The organism is Enterobacter sp. PGRG2 (assembly GCF_030291195.1).
Lineage (GTDB): Bacteria > Pseudomonadota > Gammaproteobacteria > Enterobacterales > Enterobacteriaceae > Enterobacter_D.
The window spans coordinates 1,405,638-1,431,639 of the sequence record NZ_CP127837.1 but is presented as its reverse complement, the minus strand read 5'-3'; the positions used below and the strand labels follow the sequence as shown (position 1 = coordinate 1,431,639).

The following is a 26,002-nucleotide window of genomic DNA, read 5'->3' as shown; positions in this document are numbered from 1 at the left end:
CTGCCCGACGAAAGGGACAGTTTGTGCAACACTATTTTGTTGACCGGAAAGTGGGGCACTTTCCGCAATGCTTGTTGCTATCACGCTTAAACCATTTCGTTGCGATTTACACAAAGCGCGAGCCTTGTCGCAATATATTAAGTCGTCGATAGAAACAAGCATTGTGAGGGGAAGCCAGTAGTTAAACAGTGTGAAACACTACCGACACCCTACAGCGCAAAAAGGCTGGTGACCAAAAAGTCACCAGCCATCAGCCTGATTTCTCAGGCTGCAACCGGAAGGGTTGGCTTATTTAACTTCAACTTCAGCGCCAGCTTCTTCCAGAGATTTTTTCAGAGCTTCAGCGTCATCTTTGCTCACGCCTTCTTTCAGAGAGGCCGGAGCAGATTCTACCAGGTCTTTAGCTTCTTTCAGACCCAGGCCAGTTGCGCCACGTACTGCTTTGATCACAGCAACTTTGTTAGCGCCAACAGCTTTCAGAATAACGTCGAATTCAGTTTTCTCTTCAGCAGCTTCAGCCGGGCCAGCAGCAACAGCTACAGCGGCAGCAGCAGAAACACCGAATTTTTCTTCCATTGCAGAGATCAGTTCTACAACGTCCATTACGGACATAGCGGATACTGCTTCAATGATTTGATCTTTAGTGATAGACATTTAAATTGTTCCTGAATATCAGAATAAGTTTATACGTAAGCAAATGCTTTACAAAGATAACTGCGATTAAGCAGCTTCTTTGGCATCGCGTACAGCAGCCAGAGTACGAACCAGTTTGCCAGCCGAAGCTTCTTTCATGGTTGCCATCAGGCGTGCAATTGCTTCTTCGTAAGTCGGCAGAGTTGCCAGGCGATCGATCTGCGACGCCGGAATCAACTCACCTTCAAAGGCAGCGGCTTTGACCTCAAATTTTGCATTCGCTTTCGCGAATTCTTTGAACAGACGAGCAGCAGCGCCCGGGTGTTCCATAGAATATGCAATCAGGGTCGGACCAACGAACGCGTCTTTCAGGCACTCGAACTGAGTACCTTCAACAACACGGCGCAGCAGGGTGTTACGAACAACACGCATGTATACGCCGGCTTCGCGACCTGCTTTACGCAGTTCGGTCATTTTATCTACGGTAACGCCACGGGAATCCGCAACAACCGCAGACAGCGCGCCTTTGGCTACTTCGCTGACTTCAGCAACAATCGCTTGTTTGTCTTGAAGATTTAAAGCCATTAGCTTTGCTCCTGGATGTTTGCCAGGGCTTATGCCCTGGAACTCACTTCACTCTTCTCAAAGAAAAGAGCGTCTTAATACGGTGAGCAGAAACAAGCCAAAGATACTTATAAAATGTCTTCAGGTTCTGTCACCGTCTACGCAGGGAATTAAGTTTCTTACGAAACACCTGCGGTCTTGGACGGAGGCCTGGATTAGGCCAGGCTCCAACCGAAAATCTTTTCGTGGGCGAAGATTGTAGACAAATCCACCGCCCACGTAAAGGCGAATATTAGTTCGCCACCGCAGTCAGACCAGACTGGTCAACTGCAACACCTGCACCCATGGTGGTGGAGATGCTAACTTTCTTGATGTACACGCCTTTCGCCTGAGTCGGTTTTGCTTTTTTCAGCGCAACCAGCAGAGATTCCAGGTTTTCTTTCAGTTTGTCAGCGTCAAAGTCCACTTTACCGATGGTGGTGTGGATGATGCCGTTTTTGTCGTTACGGTAACGAACCTGACCTGCTTTAGCGTTCTTAACCGCTTCAGCAACGTTCGGGGTTACAGTACCAACTTTCGGGTTTGGCATCAGGCCACGCGGACCCAGAACCTGGCCCAGCTGGCCAACAACGCGCATTGCATCCGGGGAAGCAATAACAACGTCAAAGTTCATTTCGCCTTTCTTGATCTGTTCTGCCAGATCTTCCATACCTACCAGCTCAGCGCCAGCAGCTTTAGCTGCTTCAGCGTTCGGGCCCTGGGTAAATACAGCTACGCGAACTGAACGGCCAGTACCGTGCGGCAGTACAGTTGCACCACGTACGTTCTGGTCAGATTTACGAGCATCGATGCCGAGGTTAACAGCAACGTCAACGCTTTCGTTGAATTTAGCGGTGGCCAGCTCTTTCAGCAGAGCGATGGCTTCGTTGATGTCGTACTGTTTGGTCGCATCAACTTTCTCACGGATCACGCGCATGCGCTTGGTCAGTTTAGCCATTTCTTAATCCTCCACTACCAGGCCCATGGAACGCGCGGTACCTTCGATGGAGCGAGTCATCGCTTCAACGTCTGCACCAGTCATGTCCGCGGCTTTAGTCTGCGCGATTTCCTGCAGCTGAGCGCGGGAGATCTTGCCCACTTTGTCTTTGTTCGGCTTGCCGGAACCAGACTTGATACCAGCCGCTTTCTTCAGCAGAACTGCTGCCGGAGGCGTTTTGGTAACGAAAGTGAAAGAACGGTCAGCGTAAACGGTAATAACAACCGGGATCGGCAGACCTTTCTCCATGGAATCAGTTTTCGCGTTAAACGCTTTACAGAATTCCATGATGTTAACACCCTGTTGACCCAGAGCCGGACCTACTGGCGGACTCGGGTTTGCCATGCCAGCTGCAACCTGCAGCTTGACGTAGGCCTGGACTTTCTTAGCCATTGCAATTTCCTCGTGTGGGTATAGCGCCTTAAAAAGGCTCCCCGTGATTAATACTGTGTCTTACGGGTACATGACCCATAAAAACAAAAGGCGCGAAATTGTATGTCAATTTCGCGCCCTGTGCAACGATTTAATCGCCGCTTTTTTGGTCGGCAGGTTAGGCCTTCTCTACCTGTGCAAAATCCAGTTCTACCGGCGTTGCACGGCCAAAGATGGAAACAGATACCTTGAGACGGGACTTCTCGTAGTCCACTTCTTCAACCACACCGTTAAAGTCTGCAAACGGACCGTCGCTAACGCGAACCATTTCACCCGGCTCGAATAGCGTTTTCGGACGTGGCTTGTCGCCAACTTGCTGCAGACGATTCATGATGGCATCGACTTCTTTGTCGCTGATCGGCGCCGGACGATCGGACGTCCCACCGATAAAGCCCATCACGCGCGGTACGCTGCGCACCAGGTGCCAGCTCGCATCGTTCATGACCATTTGAACCAGAACGTAACCCGGGAAGAATTTGCGCTCGCTCTTACGACGCTGGCCACCACGGATTTCGACCACTTCTTCGGTCGGCACCATGACTTCGCCAAACAGCTCTTCCATATTGTGTAATTTGATATGCTCACGCAGCGACGTAGCTACGCGGCCTTCAAAACCGGAAAACGCCTGAACGACGTACCAGCGCTTTTTAGGGGCTTCAGACATCTCAGAACCTCAGGCCAGTGATAAAGGATACCAGGCGAACCAGAATACCATCCAGTCCCCACAGGATCAGTGACATAACAGCAGTAACTGCTGCCACAATCAGCGTGGTGTGCAATGTTTCCTGGCGAGTTGGCCAAATCACTTTACGGACTTCGGTTCTCGCTTCACGGGCAAAAGCAACGGTCGCTTTACCCTTCGTCGTCAACAGCGCGACACCACCCGCTGCAGCAATTAAAATAACGACTGCCAGCGCGCGTAACGGCAGCATCATGTCACGATAAAGGTAGTTGCCAACGATAGCCACGATCAGCAGCGCAGCAACAACAACCCACTTCATCGCTTCCAGGCCGCGCCCGCTCCCTTGAGCTTCGGTATTCGCACTCATAAACCAACCTGTCACAAGAATTCAGACAAACATTTTTGCCCCGCCATAGCGAGGCAACCAAACCGAAATGCTCTATTGCGCTTCGGACTTAACGCCCTCTACAGAGCCTGTCTCAGCAATGATTATGACGTAAAAAATCACTGATGAGCCAGGTTCTGGTTCGAAAGCGTACAAAAAGGGCATCAAATGATGCCCTTTTAATGCGCATTGCGTCAAATGTTATCAGCGATTAGCCAAGAACTTTAGCAACAACGCCTGCGCCAACGGTACGGCCGCCTTCACGGATTGCGAAACGCAGACCGTCGTCCATCGCGATCGGGTGGATCAGGGTAACAACCATTTTGATGTTGTCGCCCGGCATTACCATCTCAACGCCTTCCGGCAGTTCGATGGTGCCAGTCACGTCAGTTGTACGGAAGTAGAACTGCGGACGGTAGCCTTTGAAGAACGGAGTATGACGGCCGCCTTCATCTTTGGACAGAATGTAAACTTCAGATTCGAATTTGGTGTGCGGCTTGATGGAACCCGGCTTAGCCAGTACCTGACCACGTTCGATTTCTTCACGTTTGATACCACGCAGCAGAACACCAACGTTCTCACCAGCACGGCCTTCGTCCAGCAGTTTGCGGAACATTTCAACGCCAGTACAGGTTGATTTCGCAGTATCTTTGATACCAACGATTTCAACTTCTTCGCCCACTTTAACGATACCGCGCTCTACACGACCGGTTACTACAGTACCACGGCCGGAGATGGAGAATACGTCTTCGATAGGCAGCAGGAACGGCTTGTCAATCGCACGCTCTGGTTCCGGGATGTAAGAATCCAGGTAGCCAGCCAGTTCGATGATTTTCTCTTCCCACTGTGCTTCGCCTTCCAGCGCTTTCAGTGCAGAACCACGTACGATCGGGGTGTCGTCGCCCGGGAAATCGTACTGAGACAGCAGTTCACGAACTTCCATCTCTACCAGTTCCAGCAGCTCTTCGTCATCAACCATGTCGCATTTGTTCAGGAACACGATGATGAACGGAACGCCTACCTGGCGACCCAGCAGGATGTGCTCACGGGTCTGCGGCATCGGGCCGTCAGTCGCAGCAACAACCAGGATTGCGCCATCCATCTGAGCAGCACCGGTGATCATGTTTTTAACATAGTCGGCGTGGCCCGGGCAGTCTACGTGTGCGTAGTGGCGAGTCGGGGTGTCGTATTCAACGTGGGAAGTGTTGATGGTGATACCACGAGCTTTTTCTTCCGGCGCGTTATCGATCTGGTCGAATGCACGAGCAGAACCACCGTAGGTTTTAGCCAGAACGGTAGTGATTGCAGCGGTCAGTGTAGTTTTGCCATGGTCAACGTGGCCGATAGTACCGACGTTAACGTGCGGTTTTGTACGTTCAAACTTTTCTTTAGACATCGATTGTCCCTCTAAGACACGGATAAATCGGTGATATCACCACATCAACCAGGCGATATGCCTGAAATGTTGAATATTTAAGCTTACACAGAGAGAAACGGGAAGGAGAAGTGAAGTGGTGCTGATACCCAGAGTCGAACTGGGGACCTCACCCTTACCAAGGGTGCGCTCTACCAACTGAGCCATATCAGCACGTCTGGAGCGGGCAGCGGGAATCGAACCCGCATCATCAGCTTGGAAGGCTGAGGTAATAGCCATTATACGATGCCCGCATCCTGAAACTCGGCTACCCAGTTCTTTCTGTGACAAAAAAAGAGACATGTCTCTTTTTCGCTTGAGCCGGTTAGTCTTTCAACCAGCCCAGACAGTTTTTACGCTGCCAGAAAGTGGTGGTGGGGGAAGGATTCGAACCTTCGAAGTCTGTGACGGCAGATTTACAGTCTGCTCCCTTTGGCCGCTCGGGAACCCCACCGGACTTGATGGTGCCGACTACCGGAATCGAACTGGTGACCTACTGATTACAAGTCAGTTGCTCTACCTACTGAGCTAAGTCGGCATCAAGTAGCGCGCATTCTAGGTAGACCTGCGCCTGCATGCAACAAAAAAATCGCAGAAAACGTTCTATCGCTCACATTTTGTGCGCCAGCATGGAAAAATGCTGTAATTTCATGCAGAGCAGAACAATTATTCAGCAAGTTAGGGGCAGGTGAGGTGAAAAAGCCGCGCATAAACCGATCATCCTCGCCAGCCTGAAGAAGGCTATGTGCGCCGCGCGCTATCTTTTTACCTGTGCGAAGGTTGTGCTTCTCTTTTATAGCGCGGTCTCACCTGATTCCTGCTTTCGTTATGCTCGCCTTTGAATCCGCCCGTCGAGGTGATTTTTTCTTATTATTCCTTTTCATCTGGTGTTACCCTCCTGCGTATTGTCCAAATTTAACTTACATGCAGCGTGCCATTGTCGCGGTCTGAATATTCGGTGTCTCACTGAACAGCAGTGATTGAGCGGGAAATGAGCATGGCAGGCAGACATATGCTTATGAGTAAAAAAGAGCAATCGTTAATGACGCCTTACCTTGAGTTTAACCGCAGCCAGTGGGCTGCCCTTCGTGATTCAGTGCCGATGACCCTGACAGAAGGTGAAATCGCGCGGTTAAAAGGCATCAACGAAGACCTTTCTCTGGAAGAAGTTGCAGAGATTTATCTGCCGTTGTCACGTTTACTCAATTTCTACATCAGTTCGAATCTGCGTCGTCAGGCCGTACTGGAGCAGTTTCTGGGCACTAACGGGGAACGCATACCCTACATCATTAGTATTGCCGGCAGCGTAGCCGTGGGTAAAAGCACCACTGCACGTGTGCTTCAGGCGTTGTTAAGCCGCTGGCCTGAACATCGCCGCGTTGAGCTGATTACCACCGATGGCTTCCTCCACCCTAATGAAGTGTTGAAAGAACGCGGGTTGATGAAGAAGAAAGGCTTCCCTCTTTCTTATGATATGCACCGGCTGGTGAAATTTGTCTCGGATCTCAAATCAGGCGTACCCAACGTCACCGCCCCCGTATATTCACACCTCATCTATGACGTGATCCCGGACGGGGATAAGACGGTAACCCAGCCGGATATTCTTATTCTCGAAGGTTTGAATGTGCTGCAAAGCGGTATGGATTATCCGCACGATCCACATCATGTATTTGTATCTGACTTCGTCGACTTCTCTATTTATGTTGATGCGCCGGAAGATTTATTACAGACCTGGTATATCAACCGCTTCCTGAAATTCCGAGAGGGGGCTTTCAGTAACCCGGATTCTTATTTCCATAACTATGCCAAACTATCGACGGAAGAAGCGGTGAATATTGCCACCTCCCTGTGGAAAGAGATTAACGGATTGAATTTAAAAGAAAACATACTACCCACCCGTGAGCGCGCCAGTCTGATTATGACCAAGAGCGCCAATCACGCCGTAGAGCAGGTCCGTTTACGCAAATAAACAAAAAGGAGAGCATTATGCTCTCCTTTTTTTATCCGGCACTTCTTAATGATATTTCGCCGCCGACCCATGGCTTGGTAATACCATCCTGCTCAAGTAATAATGCCCCCTGAGCATCGATACCACGGGAAATACCGTAAATCTCTTTATCGCCGATAATTAACTTCACCGGCCGGTTAATAAAGTTATCCAGCTTTTTCCAGCGCATCAGGTACGGGCTTAAACCTTCCTGTTCAAACAGGTGTAATGCGGCACGTAGTTCGCTAATGAGGCGTACTGCCAGCTGGTTGCGATCCACGGCGATCCCGGCCTCCTGGAGGTTGATCCACCCCTGATTCACAATGTCAGCTTCAACGTTGCGCATGGCGAGATTAATACCCGCCCCGATAACTATCTGCGCGGCATCCCCCGTTTTTCCGGTCAGTTCCACCAGAATGCCTGCGAGCTTTCTGTCCTGAAGGTATAAATCGTTGGGCCATTTTACACGCACCTCTTCAGCACCCAGCGCCTGTAAAACCTCTGCCATGACAATACCGATAACCAGACTCAGCCCCATAGCGGCAGCCGGGCCCTGTTCCAGACGCCAGTACATGGAAAGATACAGATTGGCGCCGAAAGGTGAAAACCACTTCCGTCCGCGTCTGCCGCGTCCGGCCTGCTGATATTCCGCCACACAGGCATCACCAGAATGTAATTGATCCATGCGATCCATCAGATACTGGTTCGTTGAGTCTATTACCGGCAGAACAGCAATATTCCCCTCATTAAACTGCCCGCTGATAAATGCGTCATCCAGCAACTGGATTGGCTCTGGCAGACTGTAACCTTTACCAGGCACGGTAAAGACATCCACGCCCCAGTCACGCAAAGTCTGGACATGCTTATTAATCGCCGCCCTGCTCATGCCAAGATGTTCACCCAGCTGTTCGCCAGAATGAAATTCGCCATCTGCCAGAATGGAGATCAGAGTTAATGGAATGGTATTGTCCTTCACGCGATAATCTCCACTGCATTTACTTCACCCGTCTGGCCGATAAATCGCACTTCCGGCTCCAGCCAGACACTAAATTTATTACCAACCTGCTGGCGAACATGGTGGGCGAGCTTTACCACATCGTCACTGGTGGCGTCGCCAGTATTAATCAGCACCAGAGCTTGCTGACGGTGCACAGCCGCGCCGCCCAGCGTCGTTCCTTTTAAATCACACTGATCGATAAGCCAGCCAGCGGCCAGCTTCACGCTGCCATCAGCCTGAGGATAGTGCGGGGCGGCAGGAAACTGCGCCAGCAATGCCTGGGCTTGCTCAGCGGTGATAACCGGGTTCTTGAAAAAACTGCCTGCGTTACCATTCACTTTTGGATCCGGAAGCTTTGTCATGCGCATGTGGCACACCGCATTAAATACATCCAGAGGCGTGACCCTGTGCGGATCAAGGCGCGTTAAATCGCCATAGGTCAGTACAGGCTGCCATGTTTTTGACAGGCGGAAACCAACGGCAACGATGGCATAACGATCCTGATACTGGTGTTTGAAAGCGCTGTCGCGATAGCCGAATTGACACTCTTCAGCGCTCAGACGCAGCCTTTTACCAGATTCGAGCTCAAGACAGTCGACATACTCACAAACCCGCTGGAGTTCAATTCCGTATGCGCCAATGTTCTGAATAGGAGATGAACCGACACAGCCGGGGATCAGCGCAAGGTTTTCAAGCCCGGGCATACCGTTATCCAGCGTGTACTGGACAAACTTATGCCAGTTTTCCCCTGCCCCGACGTGCAGATGCCATGCATCTGATCGTTCCACCGCCTCGATGCCCATAATGCGGTTCACAATGACGGTGCCGGCAAAGTCTTCCAGGAAAAGAACATTACTACCTTCTCCCAGTAGCAGAACCGGACGCTGATTTTTTACCGCTTCCTGCCAGGCAGAGAGTAACTGTTGCTCATTCTCTGCACGAACAATGCGCGCGGCCTGATGCGCTATACCAAATGTATTCCAGGGCTTAAGGGAGTGATTCATAGACGCTATCCAGAGACAAAAACACGGCTAGTTTACCGTATATATGGCGGGATCGCTTGTGGTTAGTCGTGTGGAGGGTGCCGTCAGGGAGATCGCCAAACGCAAAAAGGCCATCCGTGAGGATGGCCTTCTGCTTTRTTTGATGCCTGGCAGTTCCCTACTCTCGCATGGGGAGACCCCACACTACCATCGGCGCTACGGCGTTTCACTTCTGAGTTCGGCATGGGGTCAGGTGGGACCGCCGCGCTAGTGCCGCCAGGCAAATTCTGTCTGTCTAAYGCCTTAAGGCATTAAACASTAATCTGTATCAGCTGAAAATCTCTCAAATCCGCCAAAACATCTTCGGCGTTGTAAGGTTAAGCCTCACGGTTCATTAGTACCGGTTAGCTCAACGCATCGCTGCGCTTACACACCCGGCCTATCAACGTCGTCGTCTTCAACGTTCCTTCAGGACTCTCAAGGAGTCAGGGAGAACTCATCTCGGGGCAAGTTTCGTGCTTAGATGCTTTCAGCACTTATCTCTTCCGCATTTAGCTACCGGGCAATGCCATTGGCATGACAACCCGAACACCAGTGATGCGTCCACTCCGGTCCTCTCGTACTAGGAGCAGCCCCCCTCAATTCTCCAGCGCCCACGGCAGATAGGGACCGAACTGTCTCACGACGTTCTAAACCCAGCTCGCGTACCACTTTAAATGGCGAACAGCCATACCCTTGGGACCTACTTCAGCCCCAGGATGTGATGAGCCGACATCGAGGTGCCAAACACCGCCGTCGATATGAACTCTTGGGCGGTATCAGCCTGTTATCCCCGGAGTACCTTTTATCCGTTGAGCGATGGCCCTTCCATTCAGAACCACCGGATCACTATGACCTGCTTTCGCACCTGCTCGCGCCGTCACGCTCGCAGTCAAGCTAGCTTATGCCATTGCACTAACCTCCTGATGTCCGACCAGGATTAGCTAACCTTCGTGCTCCTCCGTTACGCTTTAGGAGGAGACCGCCCCAGTCAAACTACCCACCAGACACTGTCCGCAACCCGGATTACGGGCCCACGTTAGAACACCAGCCATTAAAGGGTGGTATTTCAAGGATGGCTCCACGCAGACTGGCGTCCACGCTTCAAAGCCTCCCACCTATCCTACACATCAAGGACCAGTGTTCAGTGTCAAGCTATAGTAAAGGTTCACGGGGTCTTTCCGTCTTGCCGCGGGTACACTGCATCTTCACAGCGATTTCAATTTCACTGAGTCTCGGGTGGAGACAGCCTGGCCATCATTACGCCATTCGTGCAGGTCGGAACTTACCCGACAAGGAATTTCGCTACCTTAGGACCGTTATAGTTACGGCCGCCGTTTACCGGGGCTTCGATCAAGAGCTTCGCGTTGCCGCTAACCCCATCAATTAACCTTCCGGCACCGGGCAGGCGTCACACCGTATACGTCCACTTTCGTGTTTGCACAGTGCTGTGTTTTTAATAAACAGTTGCAGCCAGCTGGTATCTTCGACTGGTTTCAGCTCCGTGAGCAAGTCACTTCACCTACGCACCAGCGTGCCTTCTCCCGAAGTTACGGCACCATTTTGCCTAGTTCCTTCACCCGAGTTCTCTCAAGCGCCTTGGTATTCTCTACCTGACCACCTGTGTCGGTTTGGGGTACGATTCTGTGTTACCTGATGCTTAGAGGCTTTTCCTGGAAGCAGGGCATTTGTCACTTCAGCACCGTAGTGCCTCGTCATCACGCCTCAGTGTTAGAGTGAACCGGATTTACCTGGAACACACACCTACACGCTTAAACCGGGACAACCGTCGCCCGGCCAACATAGCCTTCTCCGTCCCCCCTTCGCAGTAACACCGAGTACAGGAATATTAACCTGTTTCCCATCGACTACGCCTTTCGGCCTCGCCTTAGGGGTCGACTCACCCTGCCCCGATTAACGTTGGACAGGAACCCTTGGTCTTCCGGCGAGCGGGTTTTTCACCCGCTTTATCGTTACTTATGTCAGCATTCGCACTTCTGATACCTCCAGCAGACCTCACAGTCCACCTTCAACGGCTTACAGAACGCTCCCCTACCCAACAACACATAGTGTCGCTGCCGCAGCTTCGGTGCATGGTTTAGCCCCGTTACATCTTCCGCGCAGGCCGACTCGACCAGTGAGCTATTACGCTTTCTTTAAATGATGGCTGCTTCTAAGCCAACATCCTGGCTGTCTGTGCCTTCCCACATCGTTTCCCACTTAACCATGACTTTGGGACCTTAGCTGGCGGTCTGGGTTGTTTCCCTCTTCACGACGGACGTTAGCACCCGCCGTGTGTCTCCCGTGATAACATTCTTCGGTATTCGCAGTTTGCATCGGGTTGGTAAGTCGGGATGACCCCCTAGCCGAAACAGTGCTCTACCCCCGAAGATGAATTCACGAGGCGCTACCTAAATAGCTTTCGGGGAGAACCAGCTATCTCCCGGTTTGATTGGCCTTTCACCCCCAGCCACAAGTCATCCGCTAATTTTTCAACATTAGTCGGTTCGGTCCTCCAGTTAGTGTTACCCAACCTTCAACCTGCCCATGGCTAGATCACCGGGTTTCGGGTCTATACCCTGCAACTTAACGCCCAGTTAAGACTCGGTTTCCCTTCGGCTCCCCTATACGGTTAACCTTGCTACAGAATATAAGTCGCTGACCCATTATACAAAAGGTACGCAGTCACCCCATAAAGAGGCTCCCACTGCTTGTACGTACACGGTTTCAGGTTCTGTTTCACTCCCCTCGCCGGGGTTCTTTTCGCCTTTCCCTCACGGTACTGGTTCACTATCGGTCAGTCAGGAGTATTTAGCCTTGGAGGATGGTCCCCCCATATTCAGACAGGATACCACGTGTCCCGCCCTACTCTTCGAACTCACAACATATGCATTTTTGTGTACGGGAGTATCACCCTGTACCCTGCGACTTTCCAGACGCTTCCACTAACACACATGCTGATTCAGGTTCTGGGCTCCTCCCCGTTCGCTCGCCGCTACTGGGGGAATCTCGGTTGATTTCTTTTCCTCGGGGTACTTAGATGTTTCAGTTCCCCCGGTTCGCCTCATGCCACTATGTATTCATGACATGATAGTGCAACGGATTGCACTGGGTTTCCCCATTCGGGTATCGCCGGTTATAACGGTTCATATCACCTTACCGGCGCTTATCGCAGATTAGCACGCCCTTCATCGCCTCTGACTGCCAGGGCATCCACCGTGTACGCTTAGTCGCTTAACCTCACAACCCGAAGATGTTTCACTTCTGATTGCAAAAATTTGAGAGACTCGAACACGCCATTTTTCTTTTCTTATTACGGAGAAAAGAAACAGCGTGTCGTTTCAATTTTCAGCTTGATCCAGATTTTTAAAGAGCAAATATCTCAAACGAGACTCTGAAGTCTGTTTTGAGATACTGATTGGTTGTGCCTTTCACTCACACCCAGCAAGTGGCGTCCCCTAGGGGATTCGAACCCCTGTTGCCGCCGTGAAAGGGCGGAGTCCTAACCGCTAGACGAAGGGGACACGAGGTGTCACGACTTCGCAGCCGTCTTGCTCATTACTTTCATCAGACAATCTGTGTGAGCACTGCAAGGCAGGTTCTTTCAGGTAAGGAGGTGATCCAACCGCAGGTTCCCCTACGGTTACCTTGTTACGACTTCACCCCAGTCATGAATCACAAAGTGGTAAGCGCCCTCCCGAAGGTTAAGCTACCTACTTCTTTTGCAACCCACTCCCATGGTGTGACGGGCGGTGTGTACAAGGCCCGGGAACGTATTCACCGTGGCATTCTGATCCACGATTACTAGCGATTCCGACTTCACGGAGTCGAGTTGCAGACTCCGATCCGGACTACGACATACTTTATGAGGTCCGCTTGCTCTCGCGAGGTCGCTTCTCTTTGTATATGCCATTGTAGCACGTGTGTAGCCCTACTCGTAAGGGCCATGATGACTTGACGTCATCCCCACCTTCCTCCAGTTTATCACTGGCAGTCTCCTTTGAGTTCCCGGCCGGACCGCTGGCAACAAAGGATAAGGGTTGCGCTCGTTGCGGGACTTAACCCAACATTTCACAACACGAGCTGACGACAGCCATGCAGCACCTGTCTCAGAGTTCCCGAAGGCACCAAAGCATCTCTGCTAAGTTCTCTGGATGTCAAGAGTAGGTAAGGTTCTTCGCGTTGCATCGAATTAAACCACATGCTCCACCGCTTGTGCGGGCCCCCGTCAATTCATTTGAGTTTTAACCTTGCGGCCGTACTCCCCAGGCGGTCGACTTAACGCGTTAGCTCCGGAAGCCACGCCTCAAGGGCACAACCTCCAAGTCGACATCGTTTACAGCGTGGACTACCAGGGTATCTAATCCTGTTTGCTCCCCACGCTTTCGCACCTGAGCGTCAGTCTTTGTCCAGGGGGCCGCCTTCGCCACCGGTATTCCTCCAGATCTCTACGCATTTCACCGCTACACCTGGAATTCTACCCCCCTCTACAAGACTCAAGCCTGCCAGTTTCGGATGCAGTTCCCAGGTTGAGCCCGGGGATTTCACATCCGACTTGACAGACCGCCTGCGTGCGCTTTACGCCCAGTAATTCCGATTAACGCTTGCACCCTCCGTATTACCGCGGCTGCTGGCACGGAGTTAGCCGGTGCTTCTTCTGCGGGTAACGTCAATTGCTGTGGTTATTAACCACAACACCTTCCTCCCCGCTGAAAGTACTTTACAACCCGAAGGCCTTCTTCATACACGCGGCATGGCTGCATCAGGCTTGCGCCCATTGTGCAATATTCCCCACTGCTGCCTCCCGTAGGAGTCTGGACCGTGTCTCAGTTCCAGTGTGGCTGGTCATCCTCTCAGACCAGCTAGGGATCGTCGCCTAGGTGAGCCGTTACCCCACCTACTAGCTAATCCCATCTGGGCACATCTGATGGCAAGAGGCCCGAAGGTCCCCCTCTTTGGTCTTGCGACATTATGCGGTATTAGCTACCGTTTCCAGTAGTTATCCCCCTCCATCAGGCAGTTTCCCAGACATTACTCACCCGTCCGCCGCTCGTCACCCGAGAGCAAGCTCTCTGTGCTACCGCTCGACTTGCATGTGTTAGGCCTGCCGCCAGCGTTCAATCTGAGCCATGATCAAACTCTTCAATTTAAGTTTGATGCTCGTGAATTAAACTTCGTAATGAATTACGTATGTTCACTCCAGAGACTTGGTATTCATTTAGCGTCTTTCGACGTTTAAGAATCCATGTCCTTGAGTGCCCACACAGATTGTCTGATAAATTGTTAAAGAGCAGTTGCGACGCGCTTTGGCGCTCTGTCGCGAGGTCCCGTATAATACGTTTTCCTCATTCAGAGTCAAGCGATTATTTTGCTTTTCTCTGCCGGCCATTCCCGGAGGAAGACCTTCTGACCCGGTGGCCTGTAAGCCGTTGTTCCGTGTCAGTGGTGGCGCATTATAGGGAGTTATTCCGGGCTGACAAGTCTAAAATGCAAAAAACTTTTTAACCGCTCAATTTCCAGGCGTTACGCCTGATTTAACGGCGATTTTTGGGTTAAATGAGCGATATCACGGGCGAAAGCGGCGACATTATCCCAGTCGGTATACACCACTTCTTTACTGGTATCCGTTTCACCGCCCGTCATTTTCATAATCAGACGGATCATGACGCGATCAAGCCAGCCATAACGCGGATAACGAAGCGCCCCCGCAAACACGGCACACTGGTCTGGCTGCCATGGCGAGTTAAGCAGGAACTTGCGGGTATAGCTGTTGGTCTGCGGCGTACGCTTCTCCGGCTTACGCGCCACCAGGTTCACCGAGAAGAAAGCACCCGGTCGCGCGTTCAGCTCCTGCAGGTGCTTTTTAACGAAGCGGTCCACTGCCGGATGAAAATGTCCGTAGCGAATTGATGCCCCAATCACGACACGATGATATTCAGCCCAGTTGATCGCATCGGCGCGATTCAGATTCACCACATCCGCATGCACGCCAAGCTCATTAAGCTGGGATGCTATAAAAGAGGCAATTTCACGCGTTTGCCCGTCCCGGGTGGAGAACAATATTAACGTTTTCACAAAAGCTTCCTTATTCACGCCAGAACGTTGGGGTGAAGAGCACCAACAACGTAAAGACTTCAAGACGACCAAACAGCATGTTGGCGATGAGCACCCACTTGGCGATGGGATTCATACTGGCAAAGTTATCAGCCACCACGCCCAGCCCCGGGCCGAGGTTATTCAGCGTTGCCACCACGGAGGCAAATGCGGAGAAATCGTCCACGCCGGTAGCAATGATGGCCAGCATACTGACGATAAACACCAGCGCATACGCGGAGAAGAACCCCCATACCGCTTCCAGAATACGTTCCGGTAACGCACGGTTCCCCAGCTTGATGCTGTAAACCGCATTCGGGTGGACCAGACGCTTCAGTTCACGGTTGCCCTGCTTAAACAGTAACAGGATACGGATCACTTTCAGCCCGCCCCCCGTTGACCCGGCGCAGCCGCCAATAAAAGCCGAACAGAGTAACAGTACCGGCAGGAACAGCGGCCAGCGCGCGATGCTGTCGGTAGTAAATCCGGCGGTCGTCGCCATCGACACCACCTGGAAAAAAGCCTGGTTAAGGGTGGTGACCGCCGAGTCGTACACATCGTGGAACCACAGCACCAGCGTACAGATGAACACCAGCGTCAGTTGCACGCCGATAAACATCCTGAATTCCGGATCGCGCGAGTACACTTTCAGGTTGCGACCGCTTAATAAAGAGAAGTGCAGGCCATAGTTACAGCCGGAGATCAGCAGGAAAATAGCGATAATGGTGTTAATGGTCGGACTGTCGAAGTAACCCACGCTGGCGTCATGGGTGGAGAAACCGCCAATGGCGATGGTGGCGAAACTATGGCTGATAGCATCAAAAGCGGGCATCCCGGCAAACCATAACGCCAGCGCACAGGCCACCGTCAGCAGGACATAGATAAGCCACAGGGTTTTCGCCGTTTCGGCAATACGCGGGCGCATTTTGTTATCTTTCAGCGGGCCGGGCATTTCCGCGCGATAGAGCTGCATCCCCCCGACCCCGAGGATAGGCAGAATGGCCACCGCCAGCACGATGATCCCCATACCGCCGAACCATTGCAGCATCTGCCGGTAGAACAGGATGGCATGCGGTAGCGTGTCCAGCCCCACCAGCGTCGTCGCCCCGGTGGTGGTTAAACCGGAGAAAGATTCAAAAAACGCATCGGTGACCGTCAGGTTTGGGCGTTCAGAGAAAATAAAGGGCAATGCCCCCACGCTGCCCAGCACCGTCCAGAACAGCACGACGATCAGAAAGCCTTCCCGGGATTTCAGTTCGCCCTTCTGGCGGCGGTTGGGCCACCACAGCAGCGAACCAATCGCCAGCGCCACAAAAAAGGTTTGTGTAAATGCGCGCCCCGCACCGTCACGGTAAAGGAGAGCGACCAGTCCGGGCAGGATCATGGTCCCGGAAAATAAAATGACCAGCAGTCCAACAATTCGGGTTATGGCACGGAAATGCATCTCTGCCGCGTCCTTAGGTAGTAAGAAATGAGGTGGGGATTATTCTTCAATCGCCAGTAATTGCAATGAACCACGGCTAAAATCCGCCAGCTTTGCCGAAAATTCATCCAGTCTGCTGTGCGGAAGCGCTACCCGCAGGTGCACCAGATCCTGATACTGACTGTCGACGATCTTTCCTTCGAACTGTAAAAGCAGCGACTCAATACCCGCCAGCTGGGCGTAATCACAGCTCAAAGTATATGCGGTTAATGGCATTTTGCGGATGGTGGTGAGCTGATTCAGCGCACGCTGCACTCCGCCGCCATAGGCTTTTACCAGCCCGCCCGTCCCTAATAAAACACCGCCATAGTAGCGCACCACCACGGCGGTGATTTCGCCGACGCCGCTGCCCATCAGCTGCGCCAGCATCGGTTTGCCGGCCGTGCCCGACGGTTCACCGTCATCCGAGAAACCCAGTTGCTGCGAATCGTCCGGCGCGCCAGCCACCCAGGCGACACAATGGTGCCGCGCATCCGGGTGGGCCGCCCGTACCGACTCAACAAAAGCTTTTGCCGCCTCCACGCCATCGGTATGCGCCAGCAGCGTGATAAAGCGGCTCTTTTTGATCTCTTCCGTAACGGTAACCGGCTCTGCCGGTATCGGCCAGCTTTCCATTACGCCAGCTTCAGATCCCGCGTCATGTTTTCCACGCCGTTTTCATGGATCACCACGTTGTCTTCAATGCGGATGCCGCCGAACGGTTTAAGCGCGTCAATCTTCTGCCAGTTGAAGTGCTTGCTGAACGCCCCTTCACGCCACGGCGCCAGCAGAGACTCAATAAAGTAAATCCCTGGCTCAATGGTCACCACCATGCGCGGCTGCATCACACGCGTGCAGCGCAGATAAGGATATTTTGACGGCGCAGCCATGTGCGTACCCGTGTCATCCTGCATAAATCCGGCGACATCGTGCACCTGAAGTCCCAGCGGGTGACCAATACCGTGCGGCATAAACGGCCCGGTCAGATCGTTTTCCACCATCGCCTCTTCGCTCATATCGGTGACGATCTGATGACGGCGCAGCAGTTTCGCGATGCGCTGATGGAACTGGATGTGGTACTCCACATAATTGACGCCCGCTTTCATGGTGCCGATCAGCGCCAGCTGTTCTTCATTAACGTCTTTGATGAGCTGGGCAAAATCGGTATCGCTGTTCGCAGCCCAGGTACGGGTAAGATCCGCGGCATAACCGTTGTATTCTGCGCCAGCATCCAACAGGAAACTGCGCATTTCAGACGGCGCACGGTGATCCAGCTTCGTATAGTGCAGCACAGACGCGTGTTCATTCAGCGCCACAATATTGCCATAGGGCACATCGATATCACGATGCCCGGTGGCGGTCAGATAGGCGAGGTTAATATCGAACTCACTCATCCCGGACTGGAAGGCTTCATGGGCGGCGCGATGGCCCATCACGGCGGTCTTCTGCGCTTCACGCATACAGGCCAGCTCATAGTCGGTTTTATAAGCGCGATAATAATGCAGGTAGTCGATCACCCCTTTCGGGTTGATATGTTCCGCTTTGATCTCAAGCGCGGCAGCACGTTCCGTGACCGGCCCGATATAGGCGATATTGCCGCGCGCCGCAGGCAGCTGGCTGCCGATATCGTCGGCTTTCGGCAGCGCGATAATGTCGATTTCTTCGGTCCAGAATGACACCGGCAGCGGTTCCACGTTGTGCCAGTAATCCACCGGCAGATAGAACCACAGTTTCGGTTTGTTCACCCCATCCATCAGCAGCCAGCAGTTAGGCACCTGCGTAACCGGCACCCACGCCTTGAACTGCGGGTTGACCTTAAACGGATAAGCATGGTCGTCAAGGAAGACATTCATCAGCTCGCCGGAGTGGATGAGCAGCGCATCCAGCTTAAAGCGGGCCAGAACATCGCGGGTGCGTTCCTGTAACGTAACAATATGATTTTTATAGAGTGCGGCCAGTGATTCCATGATATTCCCTTCGCTAGTTTTAGCCTGAATTGTTCGCATCTTAGCACAGGAGCGAAAGGCTGCGTGATTTCCGCTAAGCGTGATCGGTGCTGCAACTTTTTAAAGAGTCATTTGCAATTTATTAACATAAAAACCACACTCCGTCTCATCTGGTAAGACCAGTAATGATGCTGGATTCAGGAGACTGACATGCTCTACAAAGGCGATACCCTGTACCTCGACTGGCTGGAAGACGGCATTGCCGAACTGGTGTTCAGCGCGCCAGGCTCAGTCAACAAGCTCGACACGGCAACCGTAGCCAGCCTCGGCGAGGCGCTCGGCGTGGTGGAAAAACAAGCGGATTTAAAAGGGCTGCTGCTGCGTTCAGACAAAGCGGCCTTTATTGTCGGTGCCGACATCACCGAATTCCTTTCCCTGTTCCAGGTGCCGCAGGAACAGCTCAGCCAGTGGCTGCATTTCGCCAACAGCGTATTTAACCGTCTGGAAGATTTGCCGGTGCCGACCATTTCGGCCGTGAACGGTTACGCCCTCGGCGGCGGCTGTGAATGCGTGCTGGCGACCGATTACCGTCTCGCCACCCCGGAGCTGCGCATTGGCCTGCCCGAAACCAAACTGGGCATCATGCCGGGCTTTGGCGGTTCAGTGCGTATGCCGCGCCTGCTGGGCGCAGACAGCGCGCTGGAAATTATTGCCGCCGGTAAAGACGTGGATGCCGCACAGGCACTGAAAATTGGCCTGGTGGATGGCATCGTGAAGCCGGAAAAACTCCGCGACGGCGCGGTGGCGATCCTGCGTCAGGCCATTAATGGCGATCTGGACTGGAAAGCCAAACGCCAGCCGAAGCTCGAACCGCTTAAATTAAGCAAAATTGAAGCCGCCATGAGTTTCTCCATCGCCAAAGCCATGGTGATGCAGACCGCCGGAAAACATTATCCGGCCCCCCTCACGGCAGTAAAAACCATCGAGGCCGCGGCGAAATATGGCCGCGAAGAAGCGCTGAAGCTGGAAAACCAGAGCTTCGTACCGCTGGCCCACACTAACGAAGCCCGCGCGCTGGTCGGCATCTTCCTTAACGACCAGTACGTCAAAGGCCAGGCCAAAAAACTCACCAAAGACACGGACGCCCCGCAACAGGCCGCTGTACTGGGCGCAGGCATCATGGGCGGCGGCATCGCTTACCAGTCCGCCTGGAAAGGCGTGCCGGTGATCATGAAAGATATCAACGACAAATCCCTCACCCTCGGCATGAACGAAGCCGCGAAGCTGCTGAATAAACAGCTTGAGCGCGGAAAAATTGACGGCCTGAAGCTGGCCGGGGTGATCGGGACTATCCACCCGACGCTGGATTACGCCGGCTTTGAGCGCGTTGATGTGGTTGTCGAAGCGGTGGTGGAAAACCCGAAGGTGAAAAAAGCGGTGCTCACCGAAACGGAAAGCCGCGTGCGTCCGGATACGGTACTGGCGTCCAACACTTCCACCATTCCGATTAGCGAACTGGCCAGCGTGCTGCAACGCCCGGAAAACTTCTGCGGGATGCACTTCTTTAACCCGGTGCACCGTATGCCGCTGGTGGAGATCATTCGCGGCGAGAAAACCGCCGACAGCACCATCGCCAAAGTGGTGGCATGGGCGAGCAAAATGGGCAAAACCCCGATTGTGGTTAACGACTGCCCGGGCTTTTTCGTCAACCGCGTGCTGTTCCCCTACTTTGCCGGTTTCAGCCAGTTACTGCGCGACGGCGCGGACTTCCGCAAAATCGACAAAGTGATGGAAAAACAGTTCGGCTGGCCGATGGGCCCGGCGTACCTGCTGGATGTCGTAGGTATTGATACCGCCCACCACGCCCAGGCAGTGATGGCAGAAGGCTTCCCGCAGCGTATGCAGAAAGATTACCGTGATGCTATCGAAGCGCTGTTTGACGCCGGTCGTTTCGGGCAGAAAAACGGTCAGGGCTTCTGGCGTTATAAAGAAGACAGCAAAGGCAAGCCGAAGAAAGAAGAAGACAGCGCAGTGGATGAACTGCTGGCAGGCGTCAGTCAGCCGAAGCGTGATTTCTCCGATGAAGAAATTATCGCCCGCATGATGATACCGATGGTTAACGAAGTGGTGCGTTGTCTGGAAGAAGGCATTATCGCCAGCCCCGCCGAAGCGGATATGGCGCTGGTGTACGGCCTTGGCTTCCCGCCGTTCCATGGCGGCGCATTCCGCTGGCTGGACACCCAGGGTAGCGCAAAATATCTCGATATGGCCCAGCAGTATCAGCATCTCGGCCCGCTCTATCAGGTGCCGGAAGGACTGCATGAAAAAGCGCGCCATAACGAACCCTATTATCCCCTGGCTGAGCCTGCTCGCCCGGTGATTGAAACACAGACGGCTTAAGGAGTGACGATGGAACAGGTAGTCATTGTTGATGCGATCCGTACCCCGATGGGCCGTTCAAAAGGGGGCGCATTCCGCCATGTGCGGGCGGAAGATCTCTCCGCCCATTTGATGCGCAGCCTGCTGTCGCGTAATGCGCAGCTGGAAGCCGCCGCGCTTGACGATATTTACTGGGGCTGCGTTCAGCAGACGCTGGAGCAGGGTTTTAACATCGCCCGTAACGCCGCGCTGCTGGCGGAGATCCCGCATTCGGTACCGGCGAACACCGTCAACCGCCTGTGCGGTTCGTCAATGCAGGCGCTGCACGACGCTGCGCGTATGATCATGACCGGCGATGCGCAGGCCTGTCTGATTGGCGGCGTGGAACACATGGGCCATGTGCCGATGAATCACGGCGTCGATTTCCACCCAGGCCTCAGCCGTAACGTGGCGAAAGCAGCGGGCATGATGGGCTTAACCGCTGAAATGCTGGCCCGTATGCATGGCATCAGCCGTGAAATGCAGGATCAGTTTGCCGCCCGCTCTCACGCCCGTGCCTGGGCGGCCACGCAGTCCGGCGCATTTAAAAATGAAATCATCCCGACCGGCGGCCACGATGCGGACGGCGTGCTGAAACAGTTTAATTACGACGAAGTGATCCGCCCGGAAACCACGGTGGAGGCGCTTTCCACTCTCCGACCGGCTTTTGATCCGGCGAACGGTACGGTTACGGCGGGCACCTCTTCCGCCCTGTCCGACGGCGCTGCCGCCATGCTGCTGATGAGCGAAAGCCGCGCCCGCGAGCTGGGTCTGAAACCCCGCGCCCGTATTCGTTCCATGGCGGTGGTTGGCTGCGATCCGTCGATTATGGGTTACGGCCCGGTTCCGGCCTCAAAACTGGCGCTGAAAAAAGCCGGGCTGACTGCCAGCGATATCGATCTGTTTGAAATGAACGAAGCCTTTGCCGCACAGATCCTGCCGTGCATTAAAGATCTGGGGCTGATGGAGCAGATCGACGAGAAGATCAACCTCAACGGCGGCGCGATCGCGCTGGGGCATCCGCTGGGCTGTTCTGGGGCGCGAATCAGCACTACGCTGCTGAATCTGATGGAACGCAAAGACGCGCAGTTTGGCCTGGCCACCATGTGTATCGGTTTAGGTCAGGGCATCGCGACGGTATTTGAGCGAGTCTGAGTAAAGTAAAAACGTTTTAGTTGCCGTTTTTCCCGCCTGTCAGGGGCGGGTTTTTTATTGGTAATTTCCCGTTACTTTCACCCTCTCCCTGGGGAGAGGGTCGGAGTGAGGGAAAAAAATCAAATAAACGCGAACGCATCGCCAAACAGACGGTCTTCACGCGCGCCGCGTTCGTTACAGAACAGGTCGCGGGCGATTTTCGCCATCTCGAAGCGTCCGGCGATATAAATATCGTGTCCCGCCAGCGTACCGTGATCCTGCAACACCGCCGTTAACACCGTGCCGCTGCGCCCGCGCCAGTTCTCTTCCGGCTGCTCAACCACCGCCTCAATACGCAGATTCGGGTGATTCACCGATAACGCTTCCAGCTCGGCCAGATCGTAAAGGTGCTTCTCTTCGCGCCCGCCCCAGTACAGGGTGATATCGCGGTTGGCGTTGCGCGAAAGCGACGTCAGCAGAATGGAACGCACGTAGGAGAAGCCGGTGCCGCCGGCGATCAAAATCAGCGGGCGCTCTTCGTCATCGCGCAGCCAGGCGTCGCCGTGAGGCATATCAATCAGGATCTCATTTTCTTTGAGGATCCGATCCATTACCGCCATGGCATAGAGGTTGAGTTCAGATGCGCCGATGTGCAGTTCAATAAACTCACGCTCATCAGGCGTGGAGGCCATCGAAAAGGGGCGTTTGTCGCGCTCGTCCATCACGACCATCAGATACTGTCCCGCGCGGAAGGAAAAGTCTGCTTCCGGCACTAAACGGACGCGATATACCGTATCGGTAATAGCATCTACCGAGGTCACTTTACAGCTTAAGGTTGTCATGCGCTCCCTCTGTCGGGTCTGTTCTCGTCATTAAAGATGGCCAGTTCATCCCAGATGGCGTCGACACGCGCCGTCACCGCAGGATCCTTAACAATCGGTCGTCCCCATTCACGCTGGGTTTCGCCGGGCCATTTGTTGGTGGCATCCAGGCCCATTTTTGAACCAAGACCGGAAACCGGTGAGGCAAAGTCCAGATAATCTATCGGCGTGTTCTCTACCAGCACCGTATCCCTGGCCGGGTCCATACGGGTGGTGATCGCCCAAATCACATCGTTCCAGTCGCGGGCATTGACGTCGTCATCGCACACGATCACAAACTTGGTGTACATAAACTGGCGCAGGAATGACCACACGCCCATCATCACGCGCTTGGCATGTCCGGCATACTGCTTTTTAATCGTTACTACCGCCAGGCGATAGGAACAGCCTTCCGGCGGCAGATAAAAATCGACGATCTCCGGGAACTGCTTTTGCAGGATCGGTACGAACACTTCGTTCAGCGCCACGCCCAGCACCGCCGGTTCATCCGGCGGACGGCCGGTATAAGTGGAATGATAAATCGCATCGTCACGCTGCGTAATGTGCGTCACCGTGAAGACCGGGAAATTATCCACTTCGTTATAATAGCCCGTATGGTCGCCATACGGCCCTTCCGGCGCCATTTCGCCCGCTTCAATATAGCCTTCAAGGACGATTTCCGCGCTGGCGGGCACTTCCAGATCGCTGGAAATACACTTCACCACTTCCGTTTTCGTCCCGCGCAGCAGACCCGCAAAGGCATATTCAGACAGCGTGTCCGGCACCGGGGTTACGGCACCCAAAATCGTCGCCGGGTCAGCGCCCAACGCCACTGCCACCGGGAAGCGCTCGCCGGGACGGGCGTTGCACCACTCCTGGTAATCCAGCGCGCCGCCGCGATGCGACAGCCAGCGCATGATGAGTTTATTCTTGCCGATTAACTGCTGGCGATAGATGCCGAGGTTCTGCCGCTCTTTGTGCGGACCACGGGTGACCGTCAGCCCCCAGGTGATCAGCGGCGCGGCGTCATCCGGCCAGCACTGCATGATAGGGATTTTCGTCAGATCGACGGCATCGCCCTGCACCACTTTTTGCTGGCAGGGCGCGCCACGCAGACGTTTCGTCGGCATGTTGAGCACCTGCTTAAACTGCGGCAGCTTATCGAACAGATCGCGAAACCCTTTCGGCGGCTCCGGCTCCTTTAAAAAGGCCAGCAGCTTGCCAACTTCACGCAGCGCCGTGACATCTTCCTGCCCCATACCTAACGCCACGCGGCGCGGTGTGCCAAATAAATTGCACAGCACGGGCATGGAGTAACCTTTGGGATTTTCGAATAACAGCGCCGGGCCACCGGCACGCAGGGTGCGGTCGGCTATCTCGGTAATCTCCAGATGGGGGTCAACCGGAAACGTGATGCGTTTGAGTTCGCCCTGCTGTTCGAGCAGCGCCATAAAGTCGCGTAGGTCGTGGTATTTCATGCAGTTAATCATGGCCTCTCTGTAAGCGGATTATTATACGGCGAACGCCCGCGTGATGCTGTAATTTTGTTAAATAAGCGTAAAACTCACTGCAAACGCGTCGCCCGCACCCGATATAATCAACAACGCGATTGTGGTATCCTTGCGCCCGAACACAAGGGAAGGATGATGATGCAAGCCTGGTATTTATTGTATTGCAAACGGGGACAGCTTCAGCGCGCTCAGGAACACCTTGAACGCCAGGCCGTCAACTGTCTGACGCCGATGATCGAGCTGGAAAAAATGGTGCGCGGTAAACGTACCCGCGTCAATGAACCGCTTTTCCCTAATTATCTGTTCGTCCAGTTTGATCCGGAAATCATTCATACCACGACCATCAGCGCCACGCGCGGCGTCAGCCATTTTGTGCGTTTTGGCGCCAGCCCGGCGACGGTGCCGCCCACGGTCATTGAACAACTCTCCACCTGTCAGCCGGAAGGGATCACCGATCCCGATACGCCATACGCGGGTGACAATGTGGTGATCACCGAAGGCGCTTTTACCGGCCTGCAGGCCATCTTTACCGAGCCGGATGGCGAAGCACGCTCCATGCTGCTGCTCAACTTCCTCAACAAGCAAGTGCTGCAAAGCGTGAAGAACACTGAGTTCCGCAAAGCCGATCCGGCTTAAAACGTCACGCCAAACAGCTGCTTTACGTTCGCATCCGTGGCGTTGCTCACCGCCTCTGCCGTTTCACCGCGCAGGGCCGCAATGCGCTCAACTATATGTCCCAGATACGCAGGCTCATTGCGTCGCGAGGCGGGTTTGGGTTTGAGATCGCGCGGCAGCAGGTAAGGCGCGTCCGTTTCCACCAGCAGCCGGTCAGCCGGGATGCGCGGCACCACGGCGCACAGCTCCGCGCCACGACGCTCATCACATACCCAGCCAGTGATACCCAGATATAACCCTTTCGCCAGACACGCCTCCGCCTCGGCCTGCGATCCGGTAAAACAGTGCAGCACCGCGCCCGGCAGCTTATCCAGCCACGGCGTCAGCAGCGCCAGAAAACGTTCATGGGCATCGCGACAGTGTAAAAACACCGGCATCGACAGCTCTGCGGCAATCGCCAGCTGTGCGGAAAAAGCCGCTTCCTGATCGGCTGCCGGTGAGAAATTGCGGTTAAAATCCAGCCCGCATTCGCCAATCGCCACCACTTCCGGCTGACGGGCCAGCGCGAAAATCGCCTCTGCGGTGTTTGCCTCCCACTGGCTGCTGTCGTGAGGATGTACACCCGCCGTGGACCAGCAATGCGCATGACGCTGTGCCAGTTGCTGTGCCTGCTCGCTTTCATGCAGATTCGTCCCGGTCAGCAGCATGCCGTTGACGCCCGCGGCGAAAGCCCGCGCCACAACCTCGTCGCTGTCTTTAGCAAACTGCGAACTGGTCAGATTGACCCCAATATCAAACATGCCGTCCTCCA

20 protein-coding genes, 5 tRNA genes and 3 rRNA genes are annotated in these 26,002 nt (G+C 53.9%); 4 read left to right on the top strand and 24 right to left on the bottom strand.

Annotated elements, in window-relative coordinates; genetic code table 11:
• Nucleotides 1-288: 288 nt before the first annotated feature.
• The 11 genes from rplL to QRD42_RS06115 form a co-directional block, all read right to left on the bottom strand.
• Nucleotides 289-654, bottom strand: coding sequence for a 50S ribosomal protein L7/L12 (gene rplL / locus QRD42_RS06165; protein ID WP_072571611.1), 366 nt, complete (start codon nt 652-654; stop codon nt 289-291).
• A gap of 66 nt (nt 655-720) precedes the next feature.
• Nucleotides 721-1,218, bottom strand: a complete 498-nt coding sequence (gene rplJ / locus QRD42_RS06160; RefSeq protein WP_002438625.1) for a 50S ribosomal protein L10 — start codon at nt 1,216-1,218, stop codon at nt 721-723.
• Between the two features lie 271 nt (nt 1,219-1,489).
• A complete protein-coding gene (gene rplA / locus QRD42_RS06155; RefSeq protein ID WP_072571612.1) occupies nt 1,490-2,194 on the bottom strand; it encodes a 50S ribosomal protein L1 in 705 nt (234 codons plus the stop codon).
• A 3-nt stretch (nt 2,195-2,197) separates the two neighbouring features.
• A complete protein-coding gene (gene rplK, locus QRD42_RS06150) occupies nt 2,198-2,626 on the bottom strand; it encodes a 50S ribosomal protein L11 (protein WP_031522773.1) in 429 nt (142 codons plus the stop codon).
• A 157-nt stretch (nt 2,627-2,783) separates the two neighbouring features.
• Nucleotides 2,784-3,329: a transcription termination/antitermination protein NusG gene (nusG, locus tag QRD42_RS06145; RefSeq protein ID WP_002438628.1), complete on the bottom strand. Its 546-nt coding sequence runs from the start codon at nt 3,327-3,329 to the stop codon at nt 2,784-2,786.
• Nucleotide 3,330: 1 nt separating this feature from the next.
• On the bottom strand, nt 3,331-3,714 hold the full coding sequence (secE, locus tag QRD42_RS06140) for a preprotein translocase subunit SecE (RefSeq protein WP_072571613.1): 384 nt from the start codon (nt 3,712-3,714) through the stop codon (nt 3,331-3,333).
• Between the two features lie 229 nt (nt 3,715-3,943).
• Complete coding sequence (gene tuf, locus QRD42_RS06135) at nt 3,944-5,128, bottom strand: elongation factor Tu (protein ID WP_105310573.1); 1,185 nt, start codon at nt 5,126-5,128, stop codon at nt 3,944-3,946.
• 116 nt (nt 5,129-5,244) lie between these two features.
• Nucleotides 5,245-5,320, bottom strand: a tRNA-Thr gene (locus QRD42_RS06130).
• A gap of 5 nt (nt 5,321-5,325) precedes the next feature.
• Nucleotides 5,326-5,400 (bottom strand) — tRNA-Gly (locus QRD42_RS06125).
• 115 nt (nt 5,401-5,515) lie between these two features.
• A tRNA-Tyr gene (locus QRD42_RS06120) sits at nt 5,516-5,600 on the bottom strand.
• Between the two features lie 8 nt (nt 5,601-5,608).
• A tRNA-Thr gene (locus QRD42_RS06115) sits at nt 5,609-5,684 on the bottom strand.
• Nucleotides 5,685-6,164: 480 nt separating this feature from the next.
• On the opposite strand from QRD42_RS06115, the gene coaA reads away from it, so the two are divergent.
• Nucleotides 6,165-7,115 carry a type I pantothenate kinase gene (coaA, locus tag QRD42_RS06110; protein WP_099458838.1) on the top strand — a complete coding sequence of 317 codons (951 nt, stop codon included), beginning with the start codon at nt 6,165-6,167 and terminating at the stop codon, nt 7,113-7,115.
• A 31-nt stretch (nt 7,116-7,146) separates the two neighbouring features.
• Here coaA and birA read toward each other — a convergent pair whose 3' ends face one another.
• The 10 genes from birA to pepQ all read right to left on the bottom strand — a co-directional run bounded on the left by birA (nt 7,147) and on the right by pepQ (nt 18,674).
• The gene (birA, locus tag QRD42_RS06105; RefSeq protein WP_072571616.1) at nt 7,147-8,109 is read right to left on the bottom strand and encodes a bifunctional biotin--[acetyl-CoA-carboxylase] ligase/biotin operon repressor BirA; all 963 of its coding nucleotides are present in this window, start codon (nt 8,107-8,109) and stop codon (nt 7,147-7,149) included.
• Nucleotides 8,106-9,134, bottom strand: coding sequence for a UDP-N-acetylmuramate dehydrogenase (gene murB / locus QRD42_RS06100; protein ID WP_321988415.1), 1,029 nt, complete (start codon nt 9,132-9,134; stop codon nt 8,106-8,108). The genes birA and murB overlap by 4 nt, the downstream gene beginning before the upstream one ends.
• 144 nt (nt 9,135-9,278) lie before the next feature.
• Nucleotides 9,279-9,394 (bottom strand): 5S ribosomal RNA (gene rrf, locus QRD42_RS06095).
• A gap of 92 nt (nt 9,395-9,486) precedes the next feature.
• Nucleotides 9,487-12,392: ribosomal RNA gene (locus tag QRD42_RS06090) — 23S ribosomal RNA — on the bottom strand.
• Between the two features lie 209 nt (nt 12,393-12,601).
• A tRNA-Glu gene (locus QRD42_RS06085) sits at nt 12,602-12,676 on the bottom strand.
• Nucleotides 12,677-12,761: 85 nt separating this feature from the next.
• Nucleotides 12,762-14,301 (bottom strand): 16S ribosomal RNA (locus tag QRD42_RS06080).
• The 16S, 23S and 5S rRNA genes sit together here with 1 tRNA gene alongside, the layout of an rRNA operon.
• Before the next feature lie 374 nt (nt 14,302-14,675).
• Nucleotides 14,676-15,227: a menaquinone-dependent protoporphyrinogen IX dehydrogenase gene (gene hemG / locus QRD42_RS06075; RefSeq protein WP_321988414.1), complete on the bottom strand. Its 552-nt coding sequence runs from the start codon at nt 15,225-15,227 to the stop codon at nt 14,676-14,678.
• A 10-nt stretch (nt 15,228-15,237) separates the two neighbouring features.
• The gene (gene trkH, locus QRD42_RS06070) at nt 15,238-16,689 is read right to left on the bottom strand and encodes a Trk system potassium transporter TrkH (RefSeq protein ID WP_072571510.1); all 1,452 of its coding nucleotides are present in this window, start codon (nt 16,687-16,689) and stop codon (nt 15,238-15,240) included.
• A gap of 39 nt (nt 16,690-16,728) precedes the next feature.
• On the bottom strand, nt 16,729-17,343 hold the full coding sequence (locus tag QRD42_RS06065) for an IMPACT family protein (RefSeq protein WP_321988413.1): 615 nt from the start codon (nt 17,341-17,343) through the stop codon (nt 16,729-16,731).
• Entirely contained in the window at nt 17,343-18,674 is a 1,332-nt protein-coding gene (gene pepQ / locus QRD42_RS06060; protein ID WP_321988411.1) for a Xaa-Pro dipeptidase, read from the bottom strand. The genes QRD42_RS06065 and pepQ overlap by 1 nt, the downstream gene beginning before the upstream one ends.
• 189 nt (nt 18,675-18,863) lie before the next feature.
• Here pepQ and fadB point away from each other — a divergent pair, with 189 nt between their 5' ends.
• Both fadB and fadA read left to right on the top strand, forming a co-directional pair.
• Nucleotides 18,864-21,053 (top strand): fatty acid oxidation complex subunit alpha FadB, encoded by a 2,190-nt coding sequence (fadB, locus tag QRD42_RS06055; protein WP_321988410.1) that lies wholly within the window; start codon nt 18,864-18,866, stop codon nt 21,051-21,053.
• Between the two features lie 9 nt (nt 21,054-21,062).
• Nucleotides 21,063-22,226, top strand: coding sequence for an acetyl-CoA C-acyltransferase FadA (gene fadA / locus QRD42_RS06050; RefSeq protein WP_072571506.1), 1,164 nt, complete (start codon nt 21,063-21,065; stop codon nt 22,224-22,226).
• Between the two features lie 119 nt (nt 22,227-22,345).
• Here the strand turns inward: fadA and fre are convergent, their stop codons facing one another.
• Together fre and ubiD are read right to left on the bottom strand one after the other, a co-directional pair.
• Nucleotides 22,346-23,047 carry an NAD(P)H-flavin reductase gene (fre, locus tag QRD42_RS06045; RefSeq protein ID WP_072571505.1) on the bottom strand — a complete coding sequence of 234 codons (702 nt, stop codon included), beginning with the start codon at nt 23,045-23,047 and terminating at the stop codon, nt 22,346-22,348.
• Entirely contained in the window at nt 23,044-24,543 is a 1,500-nt protein-coding gene (gene ubiD, locus QRD42_RS06040) for a 4-hydroxy-3-polyprenylbenzoate decarboxylase (RefSeq protein WP_199775949.1), read from the bottom strand. The genes fre and ubiD overlap by 4 nt, the downstream gene beginning before the upstream one ends.
• A gap of 171 nt (nt 24,544-24,714) precedes the next feature.
• Here ubiD and rfaH point away from each other — a divergent pair, with 171 nt between their 5' ends.
• Nucleotides 24,715-25,212 carry a transcription/translation regulatory transformer protein RfaH gene (gene rfaH, locus QRD42_RS06035; protein ID WP_072571516.1) on the top strand — a complete coding sequence of 166 codons (498 nt, stop codon included), beginning with the start codon at nt 24,715-24,717 and terminating at the stop codon, nt 25,210-25,212.
• Here rfaH and tatD read toward each other — a convergent pair.
• Entirely contained in the window at nt 25,209-25,991 is a 783-nt protein-coding gene (gene tatD / locus QRD42_RS06030) for a 3'-5' ssDNA/RNA exonuclease TatD (RefSeq protein ID WP_321988737.1), read from the bottom strand. The two genes, rfaH and tatD, sit on opposite strands and share 4 nt — an antisense overlap.
• Nucleotides 25,992-26,002 lie beyond the last annotated feature (11 nt).

What these genes read in the sequence shown, in the direction of transcription:
- rplL (WP_072571611.1), bottom strand. Translation starts at nt 654, where the DNA reads ATGTCTATCACTAAAGATCAAATCATTGAAGCAGTATCCGCTATGTCC.
- rplJ (WP_002438625.1), bottom strand. Translation starts at nt 1,218, where the DNA reads ATGGCTTTAAATCTTCAAGACAAACAAGCGATTGTTGCTGAAGTCAGC.
- rplA (WP_072571612.1), bottom strand. Translation starts at nt 2,194, where the DNA reads ATGGCTAAACTGACCAAGCGCATGCGCGTGATCCGTGAGAAAGTTGAT.
- rplK (WP_031522773.1), bottom strand. Translation starts at nt 2,626, where the DNA reads ATGGCTAAGAAAGTCCAGGCCTACGTCAAGCTGCAGGTTGCAGCTGGC.
- nusG (WP_002438628.1), bottom strand. Translation starts at nt 3,329, where the DNA reads ATGTCTGAAGCCCCTAAAAAGCGCTGGTACGTCGTTCAGGCGTTTTCC.
- secE (WP_072571613.1), bottom strand. Translation starts at nt 3,714, where the DNA reads ATGAGTGCGAATACCGAAGCTCAAGGGAGCGGGCGCGGCCTGGAAGCG.
- tuf (WP_105310573.1), bottom strand. Translation starts at nt 5,128, where the DNA reads ATGTCTAAAGAAAAGTTTGAACGTACAAAACCGCACGTTAACGTCGGT.
- coaA (WP_099458838.1), top strand. Translation starts at nt 6,165, where the DNA reads ATGAGTAAAAAAGAGCAATCGTTAATGACGCCTTACCTTGAGTTTAAC.
- murB (WP_321988415.1), bottom strand. Translation starts at nt 9,134, where the DNA reads ATGAATCACTCCCTTAAGCCCTGGAATACATTTGGTATAGCGCATCAG.
- trkH (WP_072571510.1), bottom strand. Translation starts at nt 16,689, where the DNA reads ATGCATTTCCGTGCCATAACCCGAATTGTTGGACTGCTGGTCATTTTA.
- QRD42_RS06065 (WP_321988413.1), bottom strand. Translation starts at nt 17,343, where the DNA reads ATGGAAAGCTGGCCGATACCGGCAGAGCCGGTTACCGTTACGGAAGAG.
- pepQ (WP_321988411.1), bottom strand. Translation starts at nt 18,674, where the DNA reads ATGGAATCACTGGCCGCACTCTATAAAAATCATATTGTTACGTTACAG.
- fadB (WP_321988410.1), top strand. Translation starts at nt 18,864, where the DNA reads ATGCTCTACAAAGGCGATACCCTGTACCTCGACTGGCTGGAAGACGGC.
- fadA (WP_072571506.1), top strand. Translation starts at nt 21,063, where the DNA reads ATGGAACAGGTAGTCATTGTTGATGCGATCCGTACCCCGATGGGCCGT.
- fre (WP_072571505.1), bottom strand. Translation starts at nt 23,047, where the DNA reads ATGACAACCTTAAGCTGTAAAGTGACCTCGGTAGATGCTATTACCGAT.
- ubiD (WP_199775949.1), bottom strand. Translation starts at nt 24,543, where the DNA reads ATGAAATACCACGACCTACGCGACTTTATGGCGCTGCTCGAACAGCAG.
- rfaH (WP_072571516.1), top strand. Translation starts at nt 24,715, where the DNA reads ATGCAAGCCTGGTATTTATTGTATTGCAAACGGGGACAGCTTCAGCGC.
- tatD (WP_321988737.1), bottom strand. Translation starts at nt 25,991, where the DNA reads ATGTTTGATATTGGGGTCAATCTGACCAGTTCGCAGTTTGCTAAAGAC.